Origin of the sequence: Bradyrhizobium sp. 172 (assembly GCF_023101065.1) — a bacterium.
Taxonomy (GTDB): domain Bacteria; phylum Pseudomonadota; class Alphaproteobacteria; order Rhizobiales; family Xanthobacteraceae; genus Bradyrhizobium; species Bradyrhizobium canariense_D.
This window is the reverse complement of the sequence record NZ_CP064701.1, coordinates 5,006,622-5,021,761: the sequence shown is the minus strand read 5'-3', so window position 1 is coordinate 5,021,761 and position 15,140 is coordinate 5,006,622. Positions and strand designations below refer to the sequence as shown.

Below are 15,140 nucleotides of genomic sequence, written 5' to 3'. Positions count from 1 at the left end.
GGTCAAGGTCTCCGGTCATCGGAGCGATCATTCGCTCGAATTATTAAAGCCGACGAAAATTTACGGCCCGGAAAACTACCGGCTTGCCCCGCCGTGGAGCCTCCATCCAAGCCCTGTGCTCGCTCAGTCCGGCGCCATCCGCTCGCCTCGTCCTGCGAGATAGGCATCATATGTTAAAGCGCGACTCAGCAATTGCAGCCCGATAACCTGGCAACAGGCTGGGGACGCGGGACGATGGCACAGTCACGCTATCCGTTGATCCGGAGGTGGACACCGGAAGAGCATCAACAGCTGCTGGTGATGGCGGCGGCTGGGCGCCGACCCGACGAGATCGCCCAGGCGCTCGGCAGGACAGAGCCGGCCGTGCGAGGCCGCGCCAACCTGCATAACATCCCGCTGCGACTGGTGATGCAAAAGCGAAACGGCCCATGATCAAGGGCGCGTTTGGACCAATGCCGATGGACTATTTCGTGTGGCTGGCGAGGGGAGGCGGCCGCATCTTCGTCATCGACACCGGGTTCAATGCCGAGGTCGCGAAGCAGCGCAGGCGAAATTACCTGCGCTGCCCGGTAGAGACGCTTGCCGCGTTCGATATCGACGCTGCCCACGTCAAGGACGTGATTCTCACGCATCTGCACTACGACCACGCCGGCAATTTCGACCGATTTGCGCATGCGCGGTTTCACCTTCAGGAGCGCGAGCTTGCCTGTGCGACCGGGCGCTACATGCTTTATCCTCGGCTGTCGCATTCGTTCGAAGTCGAGGATGCCGGGAAGCGTAGCTGTGCACGTTACATCGGTGCGGTCGCTGCTCGCCGACGAGACCTCGACCAAATGGCTCGATGCTGCCGTGAATACCAGGCTGCCTTGGGCCGCAGGGTACCGGACCCGCTGCCGGGCGCCAGGGCGCCGCCATTCGTGCCGGTGCTGCCGATGATGCCTGTACCGCCGAGTATACCGCACCGTCTGGCTGCTGGCTGCGAGGGCCAATGAAAGGATCGGGTAGGTCCGACGACCTTTCGCACTGCCCGGTCGCTCCCTTCGGAAGGCGGCGCCAAATGTCGGTTCGTAGACGAGGACCGAGGTTTGCAACGCAGCGCCAAGCCGACGCGACTGGCTCATCCTCAATGGAAGTTGGCGCTCGGTCGGCGTGTTTGCTCACGGAGGCCGATGACCGAGGAACTCCAGAACTCTATTTGGCGTGCCACAAGATCCTTTATTGCCAATCAGCCCGGCGCTAGTCTCGAGCCCATTGAGGCGCCTTAAACTTATTCCAGCCGCGAGTTGAGGGGCGTTCGATTGCATCGGAAGGAAGATGGATGAGGGCAGTGATCGTCGGTGCGGGAATGGGCGGGTTGATGACGGCCTTGGCGCTGCGTCAGTCGGGAGCGTTCGCATCGGTCTATGTCTACGAGCAAACGAAGGTGCCTAGCACCGCAGGCGCCGGGTTGAACATCCCGCCCAACGGGGCGCGAATATGTCGTTGGCTAGGCGTCGACCTGGATGGGGGAGATTCCAAAGGCCCCGACGGGGTCATTGACGGCGGCCGCGCGGCAATCCTGGAGTCGACACGACAGTTCAACGCAGATGGGAGCGTGACAAAGAGGCCATTCGATCATGTCACCGCCGCAGGCGACGGCGCCGGCTTTCATCACATGCACAGGCTGGACCTTTTGATGTGCCTGTACAAGCGAGTGTCCGACTTCGGTATCGACAGCGGCGCGCCATGCCCGATCGCGGTGCACATGGACTGCAGACTGACGCAGCTGCGTCAGACCGCAGGCGAGGTACTAGCGACCTTTTCGAATGGTCGAACCGCCACGGGAGAGCTTCTCGTAGGTGCGGACGGGATCAACTCTGCGACGTTACAGCTGGCGTGGCCGAATTCGCGTCCCAAGCGTTGGACGGAGGTAACCTGCTTTCGAGGACTCATTCCGCGGACGGGGGTTGCGTCCCTCCGCAAAGCGAACGGTAACCCGCTGGACCACAATCCCATCAACTCCTTCAGCATGGACCGCCATCGGGCGGATAGGAGCGGCGCGACCACGTACTGGGTACGCGGCGGCGAGTTGTTGAACGTGTGGATCGCGCATTATGAGCCTGAGTCCGCCGCGTTCGAGCAGGAGGAGGGCGACTGGTTTCCCGTCAGTCAGCAGGAGATCGTTCGCGAGGTCGGCGAGGCATTCGCGGGCCATCCCAGCAGAGACGACCTCATCGCTCTGTCGGGGGCGATCGTTCGTCCTACCAAGTGGGGTCTCTACGATCGCGATGCGCTCGAAACCTGGGTGCAGGGCCGCATCTGCCTGCTCGGTGACGCGGCGCACCCGATGCTTCCCACATTCGGTCAAGGAGCTGCTCAGTCCTTCGAAGACGCCGCCGCCCTTGCCAGCGCCTTTGCGCTTCACCAGCGCGATGTGCCTACAGCCTTGTTGCACTACGAACGCGTGCGGCATTACCGCGCTACCCGCTTTCAATTGGGATCCAAATTCGCCTTCGACCATTTGCGAGCGAAGGACACCGCTGAGCAGAAGGCGCTACTGGAGAGACTCGATGAGCGTGTGAGTCCTGCCTTTGCCCATGATAAGCGCGGCGGCGAGGACGATTCCTGGATCTACGCCTATGACGCCCGCAAGATCGGCAGCGAGTTGCCTGCCAAGAGGCTAGGTCCGTGGGACTTCCGCCGAACCGCCAAGGTAAGGTACGGTGGGATCAAGCTCTGGATGCCCGCCAATCCGGCGAAGGGTACGCGCCGCGTCACGCGCGAAGAGATCGCTCTGCACAACACACAGAACGACTGCTGGATCATCATCTCGGGAAAAGTTTATGACATCACCGAGTGGGCCCCTCATCACCCTGGCGGCGCTGGAATCGCACGAATGTACGCTGGCAGGGAGGCCACTGCCGAATTCGGTGACTATCACAGCACCGAGGCCGTCGCGCACATGGCAAATTTTTGCGTGGGCGCTCTCGTCGAGAATTGAACCACCTCGTCGTAGCCGGGCACCTGGCGGCACTGCCGTAGGCCGCATCCGAGCCGCGCCGTCGACCCGCCTCGCACATCGCGAAGAGCATTCCGACAACCGGTAGACTTTCAAATATCGTGCCGGCTCGCGACGGCTGAGGCGCACGACATTCGCGGGCCAACGCACTTACCGTCACGCGAGACGACCGCATCGGTCGCCGAGGCGAGTAATGCCATTCGAGTTCTGGTCGTGGAGGATGAAGCTCGGATCTGCAGCTTGATCGAGGACGCCTTTTCGACGGCGGTTTCGAGGTCCTACTTGATCAATTCGGGGGACGGTCGCGCGGACGACGAACCGGCCGCGCGAGTAGCCGGGGGAAACCGAGGCTCGCAATCCTCGACCTGCGCCTCGAGGAAGCCGTTCGCGACAATGAGCGCCTTGACCGCCTCCCGGGTGTCTCGACCGCAGGCAGCGATGGCCTGGTCGGCGGCAGCCTCCAATTCGAACGGTGCCGGTCGGGATGGCTCCCGATCCCGATTCACTAACCCAAGTCTACCTAAGTATGGTCACTTCATACCTGCGCGCGATGGCGCCGGCCGAGGGCTAATGTTACTGATACATTCACTGAAAAGCAACGGAACCGGCCCTGCGAGCCGGCGGTTGCGGGACGAGACCGGCGGCGTAGCGCCCGCCGGCCCTTCTCCCGATCTAGCGGCGCTTCGCCGCTCAACTGACGCTTACGGCCGTAGTTAGTGCAGAGTGTTCGCCATGAGAAACATCGCCGACCTCCTGATGTGGTTCAGACGGGGAAGCCAACGCGTGTCCAATACTCAGGTTGCAGCTATGGCTGAAGATCGATCCAGCATGGCTGATTTTGTCCGGATCCTGCAGGCCTGCGATCAAGCCCAGTAAGACAGGGGTTTGGTGCGAGCGCGTCAGTCCGTGATGCGGACGTCCGAGCAAACCAAAGCCAAGACCTCACACCACACCGCGTCCAGCTGTTTATGCCTAGCACGTCCGTTCAGGGTCAAACGGCGACAAGAGCAGAGGACTCTGATTTGCAGCTTCGGGCAAACTGCGGAAGTCACTCGGCTCCAGCCTTGGTTCAGTTCGGCGCTGATGTCAGTCAGCCCCAACGGTTCGCGCGCCGCATACAATGAAGCTAGCGCGGGATTCTGCTAGGTCCGGGCCGGGCCCAGCAACTGCCTGCTGAGACCTCCAATGACTTCGCACTGTTGCATTGGCCCCCGCGCCGCGCTGCCAGCAACATGAACCGCCTGCATGTCCCGTTCCTGCAGGGCACCCGCCGCATTGACAACGACATCAACGCCGGCAAGAGCGTCCTTCCAAAGCGTCGGTGGTCCGACCATATCGAGGGTGATGTGGTGCGTATCAGGTGCGGTGGGTGGCGCGACACCAATGCGCATTCGGGCCCTTCGGCGGACAGTCTGGCCTGGATTGCCGATCGAACAAGCCCCGTGCCACCAACGAGACGGATGCGCATTGACTGGCTCTTCGATCGGCGGCGGCTTTCGCAAACTGCTGATCGAACAATTAAAGGTGCGGACGGTTAAAGCACGGCTGATGCAATCGTTCCTCGCGGCGGAACAGGTGAGTTGGCCGCAAGCAGCGCCTTATCGTTGCCAAGCATCGCTTTTCGAGCGCACGACGATCGCCATCGACGTTGCGGCGTCATCGATATCGACGGCAGGTCATTCAAAGGGCCAGATCCGGCATTACGGCTTCCACTTCAGGCCGCTTAGTCGAAGATCTCTTGAATCGGTGACATGTCGGCTTTCGGCGGCAAACCACAAGTAAGTTCAGCCTAGCATCTACCGCTGCTTTTGAATCCAAGCAGATGAAGCCTTGGGATGGGTATACGACTGCCGAACCCGTCGAACTGGGCCGGGGACTTGCGGGAGCACAACCACATTCTTGGTGAGCTCTTAGCCAGTGTTTCTGACCGCCTCTGCCAGCATGGAGTAGAGCTGCTGCTTGCTGAATTCCTTGGGCGGCTGCCTCTGCACTGCGTTCCGCGACACCTTCGGTGCGACTGGACGGGCGCAGGCTGCCGACGAGGTCGGCCTCAGCTTCGGGCGCGGCCTTATCTCGGGCGTTGCTGTGGGCGGCTTGTGGCCGCGCTTCAAGCCCAGACGGGTCAGCATGCCGCAGACCGCATTACGACTGCACCCGAGACGACGCGCAATCTGCGCCGCGCTCTGTCCTGCGGACCAGAGCCTGTTGAGGAGCGCTATGTCTTTCGCATTCCAGCCCATGAGAGATATTATAGCGCCGACTGCCGAACACGCCAGTCTAGTCTTCGTCTGGCTCGCGCACGACCGGCGGTTCGTCGGCGTCATCTTCCTCTTCGTCGTCCTCGTCGTCTTCATCGGGATTTCTTGGCGGCATCGCGGTGCCCATAAGCACAAGCGGTGTCCAGTAGATCGCGGTGGTGGAAAATGCTTCGAAGGTATGTTGCTTCATGTGGCTGCTACTCCTCGAGAATACGCGTAGTCGCATATTCATGGCGGACGGCACGCGCGTCCAGGGCGCGATCGGTGCAAACGAGATGGAAACATCAAGTCGACGACATGAGCAAAGGAGGGCAACCGGCACGCAAATGGCGGCGTTTTCAGCTACTTTATGCCCGAGAACTCATTCGGCTCTATGTTCACCAAAACCTCGCCGGTGGTGATTTCGGGAACTCCAAGATCGAGGTCATGTAGACTTGCTTGAACAAACGCGAGTATCTTGGCGTTCGCTGCATTGGCGCTTTCGCGATCGTCAAATATCATCACGGCGATACCAACGCCGTCGCCCGCATCCAGAACTTGGTAAGATCTGAAGCCGTGCGATTGCCTTAGGATCTGGCCAACGCCGCTCTTGGCGCGGCGAGCGGCGTCCGCTACCGAACGAACCTTGGTGTACTTGCGAATGACCATGTACATGAGGCCACCATGCACCACACGCCTCGACGCATCAAAGCATATCGGTCCCGGTCGGACTAGGGCCAACTTCCGAGACCGGGCCACAGTGTCCGGCTAGGCGAACCGGGCAACGCGCCTTTTCCAATGAGTCCTCCTCGCCCTGCGCATGGGGCGAGGTGCTGAGGCTCAGGAGCCCTCGAACTTGAAACGATACGTTGAGCTTGGCGCGATAGGCCTCGACCTTTCCCTTGTCATCGAGCTGCATATCCAGCTTGACGACCTCTGCAATGCGAAGATCTCGGAGAGATTTTGCAGCTTGCTCGACCGCATTTGCGGCGGCCTTCTCCCACGAGTCGTTGCTGGTACCGACCAGTTCAATGACCTTGTAGACGCTATCAGGCGTGTCGTCCTCCTGTCCGGGATGACGAAGGAAATCTAGCATCAGGATCTCGACCCCGATACGGGGATGCCGTCCGGAGCCGGAAAGGGACAAAATTGCATTTGGCGGGGGCAGCTTTTGGCCGGAGCCAATCTGCCGGGCCAGCGCCATCATGTCCGCTCCTAGCGAGCAGACGGAAAAACGTCCGATTGCCTGTCACTTTCCTGTTTGACCCGGTGCCGACCATTTCAGTCTCGGGTCACTCGATCGCGGCTGCTGAGACTAACCAAAAATACGGACCGGCTAAGCCGTCCAAGCCCCTGGCTCCGGCGCTTGCTACGAGGCAGGATTCGCATCCGCGCAGGCTTGCCCTTGTCCACCTGCTTTAGCGACGGTCTGTAGATAGCTATCGGTCAGATCTCATGACTTGCCGCGGAAGCACGAGCACTACATTGATCTGGCGATCGAGGATCGTCGTGGCGATGATCGTCGTCTTCGACCTCATCGTGGCGGAGCATTTAACTTAGTGCTAGAGACAACCCTCGCTCAGGCCCGCAGACCGGCATCATATCCACAATCTTGCCTCCCGACCGGTTGCGCTTTCACATTGCCATGCCAGCGTGGAGACCGGCCCAAATCTTACCGCAGCGTCGCCCATCAACCGGGTGGTTGCGTCGCGGACCGTGGACAGGATCGTCGCCCGGCGATACGTGGACGGCTCGATTAATTGAGCGCGCTGCCGCGTATTGCCGCCAAAGTGAGCTTATGAATTCGGAGGCCAGGCCCGCAATTAATCCATCACGCTGCCAGATTTAAGCCGCATGGGGCCCATATCGCCGCGAAGGCTTTGCCGGTGGGGACGCATTGGCGCGAATATCGGTGTTCGCAGTGCAATAGATCTTGCTCACTGTCCATTCGGTCTTGAACGAGGAGCAGAAGCCCTCCGTGGCCGCGTCGTTCCTTCTTGCTTGCGATTTGCGTTCGACCTTTATGGATCACTCGGCCTCGAGCTTCATGCCTTTCGGCTCGGCCAGAGATCAAAGAGCGTCAAGATGTTCTGCCGATCCCCGCCGCCCTGGAGCAGGACAACGCGACATGCTCGCGATGCTGGCGACGCTGGAGCTCTCGATCTCTGCTCTGTCGCGCCTTGGCCCCTGTCGCTAGCGCCCCTGAAACCTGAACAGCACATCCTGCATGAGCCTCATCCCGCAGGATGCGCTCTTCAGAAGCTAGAACCGACAGCTATCAGCGGCAGCCGTAGCGACCGTTAACCAGAACGCGGAGACATGCCGTGCCTACCGCGGCCGCGCCAACGGCCGCGCCGCCTACGACCGCGCGCCATGTGGTGCGCCGTGCAACGCCGGCGACTGACACGAGTGTCAAGGGGCGCCCGACGCGCAGGGCGCCAATTTCCTCTGTGTGCGCCGTAATGGGCCCTAGGGTTACCGGATCAACCAGTTTGCAGCGCCGCGCGCCAATCAGCGTGAGGATGATTGGGGGGCGTGCCCCGAATCGATGTGGTTTGCCATCGAAGCCGTGTGCGAGCGGCCACTAATCCTTACCTCCTCGTGATCTATGGCCTTTCCATGCTCGATCTAGTGGAAGGCGGATGCACTTAGGACGAAGTGATGCACTGGCGCGAGCGGTTCAGGGCTCGCTGCGGGGCGGCCTGACGCTGCTCAGCAACAAGTCCGCTGCCAAGATCGACACGCTGGTCTATCGCAACAATCACGCCCAACCGCGCCCTGTTTCGTCGGGGCAATTCGGAAAAGCGGAAATCGATCCATTGCCAGTGATCGAGGTCCCCTGAGGCACGGCTTACGGGCACCGAGTCGGCCATAGGCTCGATTGCCGCAGTGGCTGACGTGACGAGCGCGAACAGAGCGATGAGAACGAGCGGCGATGTTGGATCAGCGGATCCCCGGTTCGAGCCCTGGTGCGCCAACCATATCAAAACTGTTCGTATTCAATTAAATTACGGATGGGGTCGACGAGAACAAGGCGGATCTCGTGCGACATTTTTTGCGTATCGTGCCCCGGATAGCAGTGCGACTTATGCTTTTCCTTTGTTTCTGCATCTTCGCGCAATGCGAAACGGTGTGCAGATTAAACGGCACAGGTCGATTACGCGCTCGTCGTAGAATAGGATACTAAGGCGCGCAAATGCACAACCTGTTTTGCCTAGTCGCCTCGTGATCCCTCGACCGTTTCTGCGACAGCTTGGTGATTTAATCCCCGTCGCGGCAGCCAGGATCGGCAGGGCTGCGATCGACTTGATCTTCTCGATCGCAAAGCGCGAGGTGCGTGCTCGAAGTTGGAACCAGCAATCCGGCCATAATCAAGAAGCGTCGGCAGGGTGGGCTGGTACGGTGAAGTGAAAAATTGCGCCGTGGGGCTGGTTGCGCGTCACCCACAAGCGTCCGGCATGCGCTTCGATAATCGAACGACAGATCGACAGTCCCACCCCCAAACCGCTGGGCTTCGTCGTGTAGAAGGGGGCGAAGGCGTGCTCGAAGGTTTCAGAGCTCATCCCCGGTCCCGAGTCCTTCACCTCGACGAGAACACCGTCCGGTGCACCCTGCGCGGTGGTGATCAGCACTTTCTTGGCTCCATTCGCGACCGTGCCGATTGCCTGGACAGCGTTGATAATCAGGTTGAGAACCACTTGTTGCAATTGGACGCGGTCGCCCTCGACAAGCGGTAAGCTGTCTGCAAATTCCGTCTGCACTGAGATGCCGTTCTTCATCGCTTCGCCGCGGGTAAGCTCAATAACGTCCCTGATCGCCTCATTGATGTCCAAGCGATCCTTCCGGGGCGGTGCTTTTTTTACGAGATCGCGAATTCGTTGGATGATGTCGCTGGCCCGAGCGGTATCGTTCATAAGCCAGTCCAGTGATTCCCTGACCCTGTCAAGATCCGGCGGATTTCTGTCCAGGAAGCGCGCGGCCGCACCAGCATTCATGGATGCCGCGGCAATCGGCTGGCTCACTTCATGCGCGATCGAGGCCGTGAGTTCGCCCATGGTGGCGAGGCGGTTAGCGTGCGCAAGCTCCTTCTGTATCTCGCGCAGCGCCTCTGCGGCCCGCTTCTGTTCGGTGATGTGCCGTCCAACGCCGCGATAACCGATGAAGTGCCCGGACTTGTCGAGCACCGGTAGCCCGGAGACGGACACGTAGCGCTTGCCGCCATCGGGCGTAGGGCGCGCGAGCTCGAAATCGCGGAACGGCAGGTGGGCATCGAGCGTCTCCCGATGCTTGCGCCAAGCCTCCTCGTCGGGCTCCAAGTAGGGCACTTCCCAGCGCGTCTTACCAAGTTCAGAGACCGACGCGGGTGCGTCGACCATGCCTTCGGCGAATTCCTGGCGAATGAAACGATGCCGCGCATCGGATTCCCAGTACACGTCGAAAGAGAACTGTACGAGAGTCCGGAAACGCTCCTCGCTCTCCTGCAGAGCCACTTCCGATCGTTTGCGCTCCGTCAGGTCAACGACAAAGGAGACACCCTGGTCTCGTTGTTCGTCGAACGCAGCCATGCCGATCAACACCGACACGCGGCTTCCGTCCTTGCGGAAATACTCTTTCTCGAACGGCTGCACGCTACCCATCTTTTTTAGTTCCGGGATCCACCATCGCTCGTGGCGGTCGAGCCATTCAGGCGGCGTCAGGTCAGTCCAGCGCAGGCGGCCCGAGACGAGATCCTCACGGTCGTATCCCACGATGCTGAGAAACGCATCGTTGGCCTCCAGAATCGAACCTTCAAGCTCCCAGATGATGATTCCGATGATGTTGGCATCGACAAGGCGTCGGATTTTCGCTTCCCGTTCTCCGAGATCGCGGTACAAAGCCGCATTTTCCAGCGCGATTGCTGCCTGTGAGGCGAGCAGCTTCAGCACCGCAATTCGCGCCGGTGCAACAACGTAGGGCGTCAGTGTATTCTCGAGGTAAAGCACGCCGATAACTTTCGCACGGTTGATCAGGGGCATGCAGAGAATGGAACGAGCGTTGCGCTGATTAACGTAGGGGTCCGTGGCAAAGGGAGGCTGGACCGTGGCATCCTCGAGAACCGCGCACTCTCTGGTTCGCAGTACGTAATGGAGAACGGATTCGGGAAGGAGATCCGCGGTCACCGCTGTATTGCGCATTTCAACAGTAACTTTATCGCCGGTTGTGGTGGCTTCCGCTTCGATGCGCGGCTCGGTGTCGTGCGACAGGATCAGCAGACCGCGTTCAGCCCCTGCTTGTTCGATGGCAGTGCGCATGAGCGTCTCGATAAGCGTCTCCAGAACCATCTCACCTGACACCGCTTCCGACACCTTGATGACAGTGGCGAGGTCGAGATGCTCGACCGGCGCTCCAATCGTGCTCATCGGGCCTGGCTCTGATCTCGCCTCCCTGAGGTGCGGATGCATATCCTCAAGTTGCCGCACTTTGCCGTCTGCCCCCCAACGAACATAGCAGTCGCGCGCTCTCCGCAAATAGATGCCAGAAAATTCTTCGAAACCACGCTCGCCGTAAAACCGCGCGGCCAATTCATAAGCGAGCGCCTCGTGGTGGACGAAGCCGTTGTCGCGAGCGGAGCGGATGGCTTGTTCATAGAGACGCTCCGCGTCCAGTTCTCTGCCTTGGAGACGGGCGATCTCGGCGCCGGTTAGAATAGCGCGGTCCGCGAAATTCTCCGGGCAATTCTGTGCCCACAAATCGAGCTGTGTGTGGTGCCCAGTCAGGGCCTCAAGGTGCCCTTGACGTTGTTCGGGGTGTGCCGAATTCCAGCATGCAGCGTGCGATAGCGCTGCATAGAACTCGTATTCCACCGTCTCGAGTAGCTGCGGTGGTGACCACGGCAGTCTCCGTGCCTTCGATGCGGCGTCGACGGCCAGCGAATAGTCGCCGGCAAAGAAGCACGCTTGCAGCTTGCGGATCCAATACCAGCTCTCGGGCAGCGCGAATGCCGGATCGGCGGCCAAACGCCGTTCGAACCGAAGCTCGTCGGACGGGTCGTCGTGCAGAGCGCCGAAACGCCGCGTCAGGCCGCGCAGCATACGGATTAGCGCAACCTGCGGCATTATGATGTCGGCCACCAACGCAAACTTCGCCTTCTTGCTCAACTGCAACCCGTGCTCGGCTTCGCGCTGCGCTTCTGCAAGCGCATCGCCCGCCGCAAGGAAATTCGTATTCAAGCTGGCGCAACTGAAGGCCGCGAACGTGACATCGCCACTGCTGCTCGCGGCCTCAAATGCCCGCTGAAAGGCGTCTCGGGCATGCTGGAGGTGCTTGGTCCATGAAAGGACAAGGTTGCCATAGTTCAGGTAGGTCCTGGCGTGCACGCGCGAAAATCCGCACCGCTCGACCAGCTCAGTGCCGATACGGCTGAATCGAAGGCCCGCCTGATAGTCGCCGAAGCGCGCGCCGGCAATGGCGCCGAACATGACGTAAGGAACGCATGAAGCATCGTTGTTCCCCCACTCGAGGCTGATCTCCACCGCTTTTAGGGCCACCAGTGAGCGAAGGTTCGCATCAGTGAAAAACGCCGGCGGCATGAGCGCCGTCAAAAGATCTATGGTCGCTAGTGCGAGTGCATCACTCATTAGCGGCAGATCCAATAGCTCCTCGACCGACCGATTCCCGAGCCGAGATCGGACGTGCTCGTATTCGCGTCGGACGTGATCATCGCTTGGGTGGACTACCCATCGAATCCCGAGTTGTTCCAGATAGCTGAGACCGGCGCTAACCGCGCGGTCCGGCTCACTGAGCGCCGTATACAGATCCACCCGACGGCGCGCGACGACAGCAAGGTCGGCAGCGGTCGCGGTTCGCGTCGTCAGCTCCTGTAAGCGCTGTTCTGCCTCCAGGACCGAGCCAGTCACGAACTCGCATTCGGCGCGATGCAACTCGAACGCAAAGGCAAGCTGCTGGCGTTGTTCCCAGCAGTCGTCTGGTAACAATGCGGCACCGGCAGCGGCATAGTTGAGCGATGCCGCGTAGGCCGCCGCCTCCCACGCGCGCAGGCTGGCTGTCAGATTAAGCTCTGCGAGTTGCTCGCGTTCGTCTCGCGAGGTGATCAAGGACTCGCCACGGTTGAGCTGGTTGACGATCTCGAAAATAGCCTTCTCCCACTTCTCCCGGGGGGTCTGCGCCAGTAGCTCCCGACCGATTCGCAAATGCAGCGCCGCGCGTTGATCATCAGCAATCAGCGAGTAGGCGGCTTCGTGCACTCGATCGTGGACAAACCGATACACTCCTGGCTGGTGCTCGACCAATTCCTGGCGAATGGCCTCCCACAGATCCGCGTGTACCCGCTGCTCGGAGCGACCGAGGACGATCGAAATTGTCCTCGTGTCGGCGACGTTGCCGAGACAGGCCAGCCGCTGCAGCGTGATCTGCGTCTCGGCAGGCAGGCGGGTCAGCTTTGCGATCATCAGATCCACGACATTGTCGGTGTGGCCCTTGACGCGAATGCGAGCGAGATCCCAGCACCAGAACCGTGCGTCATGATCGAAGCGGACCAATCCCTCTTCGGCAAGCGCCTGAAGGAATTGAATCACAAAGAATGGGTTGCCGGCCGTCTTATCGTGAATCAACTTCGCGAGTGGCGCGGCACGCTTCGAATCGCAGCGAAGAGCATCGGAAATCAAACGCGAAATGTGTGAGCTGGCAAGCGGCGCTAAAATGATCTGCTGCACGTTAGCGCCAGCACTCTTTATGGCCTCAAGCCTGTACCACAATGGATGAGCGAAAGTGACCTCGTTGTCGCGAAAGGCGCCGATGAGCATCAGGTATTGCAGATCGGAGCGGGTTAAAAGGTCCTCAACCAGATCGAGCGTGGCGGCATCGACCCACTGGAGATCGTCGAGGAACAACGCCAATGGATGCTCGGACTGTGCGAACACCCCTATGAAGCGCCGGAGCACGAGACGGAAGCGGTTCTGTGCTTGCTGCGGGGGGAGCTCAGGGACGGGTGGCTGCTCTCCCACGATCAGCCGCAATTCAGGGATCAGGTCGGTAACGAGTCGTCCATTGGCGCCCAGCGCACCATGAAGCGCTTGGCGCCAGTGCGTCAGCTCGGCTTCGTTCTTGCTCAGAAGGAACCGCACGAGGCTCTGAAAAGCCTCCACTACCGTTGAATAGGGAATATCGCGTTTGTATTGGTCGAACTTGCCTGATGCGAACAGCCCGTGGGACGGAACAAGGCGACGATGGAGCTCATTGACTACCGAGGATTTACCAACGCCGGAATAGCCGGTAACCAGCATCAATTCCGGCGCGCCGCTCTTGATCATCCGGTCAAAGGCGGCCAGCATGGCTTCAATCTCGCGGTCCCGTCCGTAGAGCTTCTCAGGGATCCGCAGTCGGTCGGGCGTGTCGTATTGTGCGAGCGCAAACTCTTCGATGCGGCCTCCGGTTTCCCATTCGATCAGGCAGCGGCGTAGATCATGTTCGAGGCCTGAAGCGCTCTGGTAGCGTTGCTCGGCGGATTTGGCGAGCAGCTTGAGGACTATGGTCGAGATTGCAGCCGGTACAGTGCTTACCCGCTCGCCGGGCGCCACTGGCTTTCGCGCAATGTGGCAATGCACCCACTCCATGGAATGTGCCGCTGAGAACGGCAACGAGCCGGTCAGCATCTGATAGAGCGTAACGCCAAGTGAATAGAGGTCACTGCGGAAATCGATCGAGCGGTTCATCCATCCGGTCTGTTCGGGCGCCATGTAGGGCAGCGTGCCCACGATGAATTCCGGCGGCCCAGGGGCGCGTCGCTCGCGGGCGAGGCGCGAGGCGATACCGAACCCGGTGAACCGGACCCGTTCGTCCTCGCAGTTCACCATAATATGCGCCGGCTTCACGTCCTTGTGGACGAGGCCGCGTTGGTGCACCTTGTTCAGGGCTGCGGCGATGCCGATCGCGAGCTGCAAAAAGCGTCCGATGTCCATGGGCGCACCAAGCAACTGTTCGAGCGGCTGGCCACCAGGATCCTCAAGCAGCAGCACTGGACGGTCACCATCGCACTCCAGCCCGAGCGGCCGCATTGCCCAGGTCTCATCTAATTGGTCTTTCAGCGCAAACTCGTGATCAAGACGATCGAGGAGGCCGGACGAAGCGTGTTTCGCCTTGGGAAGTACCGCCAATACAGTTCTGCATGCGCCATCGGAAGCCGGACGCAATGGCCGACAAAAGATGCGGTCATCGTCCTCCCATAGCACTTGGAACCTGCTGTCCATGCGCATCAACCCAAAACACTGGGTTCAACCCCGAAGCCTCCGCGTGACCAATGTCAGGTGAGGAGGTACTGTGTTGCGCTCTGTGGCCACATCGACACTGCCATAAAAGCGGGGTTCTGCCCAGCGTAAGCTGCGGCGCCAGGCAGATGACGGCGAGAAAGCCGAAGCGGCGCTAGCCGGACATCAACCGTGATCGCGCGCGAGCCGGCGGGCGAATTCAGCGGTGTATCGAACTCGAAATATGCTGCCCGATGCGTCGCCACAACTTCTGCTGGCCGTCCGGACCGGCTCGAATGCGAACGGCTTCTGCGGCTCAGGTGTGGTCTGGGCACCGGATTGCTGTGCGGTGCGGCCCACGAGCTGATTGGCTCATAAAGCGGACGCGCACCGCCTTTGATTTCGGTCGCCGGCCTTCATCCTACTCAGTCGTAACAATCCGTGGTTAATGTCACCATCATTCAGAATTCAGAGCTATCGGATGTAGGCGCGCCAGCCGCTGACAGCGCCCTTTACATCTCGCGGGGTCGATTGGCTTCGGCGCTGGCGTTTCGGTTCTCATGTTGTGCGCGGATCGGCCGATCCGTCGACCGTGCAGGCCACAGCCTCAAATAGCAGATTGAGATAGTTGCAGGTCCTGATTTGCACTTATGCGGCTGTGTC

9 protein-coding genes and 1 pseudogene are annotated in these 15,140 nt (G+C 60.3%); 5 read left to right on the top strand and 5 right to left on the bottom strand.

The annotated features are described in order from the left end of the window. Positions 1–234: 234 nt before the first annotated feature. From IVB07_RS24305 to IVB07_RS24285, 4 genes and pseudogenes are all read left to right on the top strand, one after another. Positions 235–432: a Myb-like DNA-binding domain-containing protein gene (locus IVB07_RS24305; RefSeq protein ID WP_051113050.1), complete on the top strand. Its 198-nt coding sequence runs from the start codon at positions 235–237 to the stop codon at positions 430–432. A 14-nt stretch (positions 433–446) separates the two neighbouring features. Then, positions 447–767 (top strand): annotated as a pseudogene (locus IVB07_RS24300) (MBL fold metallo-hydrolase); the annotation flags it as partial. Positions 768–1,318: 551 nt separating this feature from the next. Further along, entirely contained in the window at positions 1,319–2,980 is a 1,662-nt protein-coding gene (locus tag IVB07_RS24295; protein WP_018458797.1) for a cytochrome b5 domain-containing protein, read from the top strand. Positions 2,981–4,465: 1,485 nt separating this feature from the next. Next, entirely contained in the window at positions 4,466–4,780 is a 315-nt protein-coding gene (locus IVB07_RS24285) for a hypothetical protein (RefSeq protein ID WP_157643069.1), read from the top strand. A gap of 128 nt (positions 4,781–4,908) precedes the next feature. Here IVB07_RS24285 and IVB07_RS24280 read toward each other — a convergent pair whose 3' ends face one another. The 4 genes from IVB07_RS24280 to IVB07_RS40575 all read right to left on the bottom strand — a co-directional run bounded on the left by IVB07_RS24280 (position 4,909) and on the right by IVB07_RS40575 (position 6,442). Then, positions 4,909–5,238, bottom strand: coding sequence for a GcrA family cell cycle regulator (locus tag IVB07_RS24280; protein WP_018458800.1), 330 nt, complete (start codon positions 5,236–5,238; stop codon positions 4,909–4,911). A 37-nt stretch (positions 5,239–5,275) separates the two neighbouring features. After that, entirely contained in the window at positions 5,276–5,446 is a 171-nt protein-coding gene (locus IVB07_RS24275) for a hypothetical protein (RefSeq protein ID WP_018458801.1), read from the bottom strand. A gap of 152 nt (positions 5,447–5,598) precedes the next feature. Continuing rightward, on the bottom strand, positions 5,599–5,910 hold the full coding sequence (locus tag IVB07_RS24270) for a hypothetical protein (RefSeq protein WP_018458802.1): 312 nt from the start codon (positions 5,908–5,910) through the stop codon (positions 5,599–5,601). 31 nt (positions 5,911–5,941) lie between these two features. Beyond that, positions 5,942–6,442 carry a dodecin family protein gene (locus tag IVB07_RS40575; RefSeq protein WP_275991566.1) on the bottom strand — a complete coding sequence of 167 codons (501 nt, stop codon included), beginning with the start codon at positions 6,440–6,442 and terminating at the stop codon, positions 5,942–5,944. A 1,435-nt stretch (positions 6,443–7,877) separates the two neighbouring features. On the opposite strand from IVB07_RS40575, the gene IVB07_RS24260 reads away from it, so the two are divergent. Beyond that, on the top strand, positions 7,878–8,078 hold the full coding sequence (locus IVB07_RS24260; protein WP_018458805.1) for a hypothetical protein: 201 nt from the start codon (positions 7,878–7,880) through the stop codon (positions 8,076–8,078). A 528-nt stretch (positions 8,079–8,606) separates the two neighbouring features. Here IVB07_RS24260 and IVB07_RS24255 read toward each other — a convergent pair. Further along, positions 8,607–14,486, bottom strand: coding sequence for an AAA family ATPase (locus tag IVB07_RS24255; RefSeq protein WP_247363388.1), 5,880 nt, complete (start codon positions 14,484–14,486; stop codon positions 8,607–8,609). Between the last annotated feature and the right edge of the window lie 654 nt (positions 14,487–15,140).

Bases quoted from the DNA above. Each gene is read 5' to 3' on its own strand.
- IVB07_RS24260 (WP_018458805.1), top strand. From the start codon at position 7,878: ATGCACTTAGGACGAAGTGATGCACTGGCGCGAGCGGTTCAGGGCTCG.
- IVB07_RS24305 (WP_051113050.1), top strand. From the start codon at position 235: ATGGCACAGTCACGCTATCCGTTGATCCGGAGGTGGACACCGGAAGAG.
- IVB07_RS24275 (WP_018458801.1), bottom strand. From the start codon at position 5,446: ATGAAGCAACATACCTTCGAAGCATTTTCCACCACCGCGATCTACTGG.
- IVB07_RS24270 (WP_018458802.1), bottom strand. From the start codon at position 5,910: ATGTACATGGTCATTCGCAAGTACACCAAGGTTCGTTCGGTAGCGGAC.
- IVB07_RS24280 (WP_018458800.1), bottom strand. From the start codon at position 5,238: ATGGGCTGGAATGCGAAAGACATAGCGCTCCTCAACAGGCTCTGGTCC.
- IVB07_RS24295 (WP_018458797.1), top strand. From the start codon at position 1,319: ATGAGGGCAGTGATCGTCGGTGCGGGAATGGGCGGGTTGATGACGGCC.
- IVB07_RS40575 (WP_275991566.1), bottom strand. From the start codon at position 6,442: ATGATGGCGCTGGCCCGGCAGATTGGCTCCGGCCAAAAGCTGCCCCCG.
- IVB07_RS24255 (WP_247363388.1), bottom strand. From the start codon at position 14,486: ATGCGCATGGACAGCAGGTTCCAAGTGCTATGGGAGGACGATGACCGC.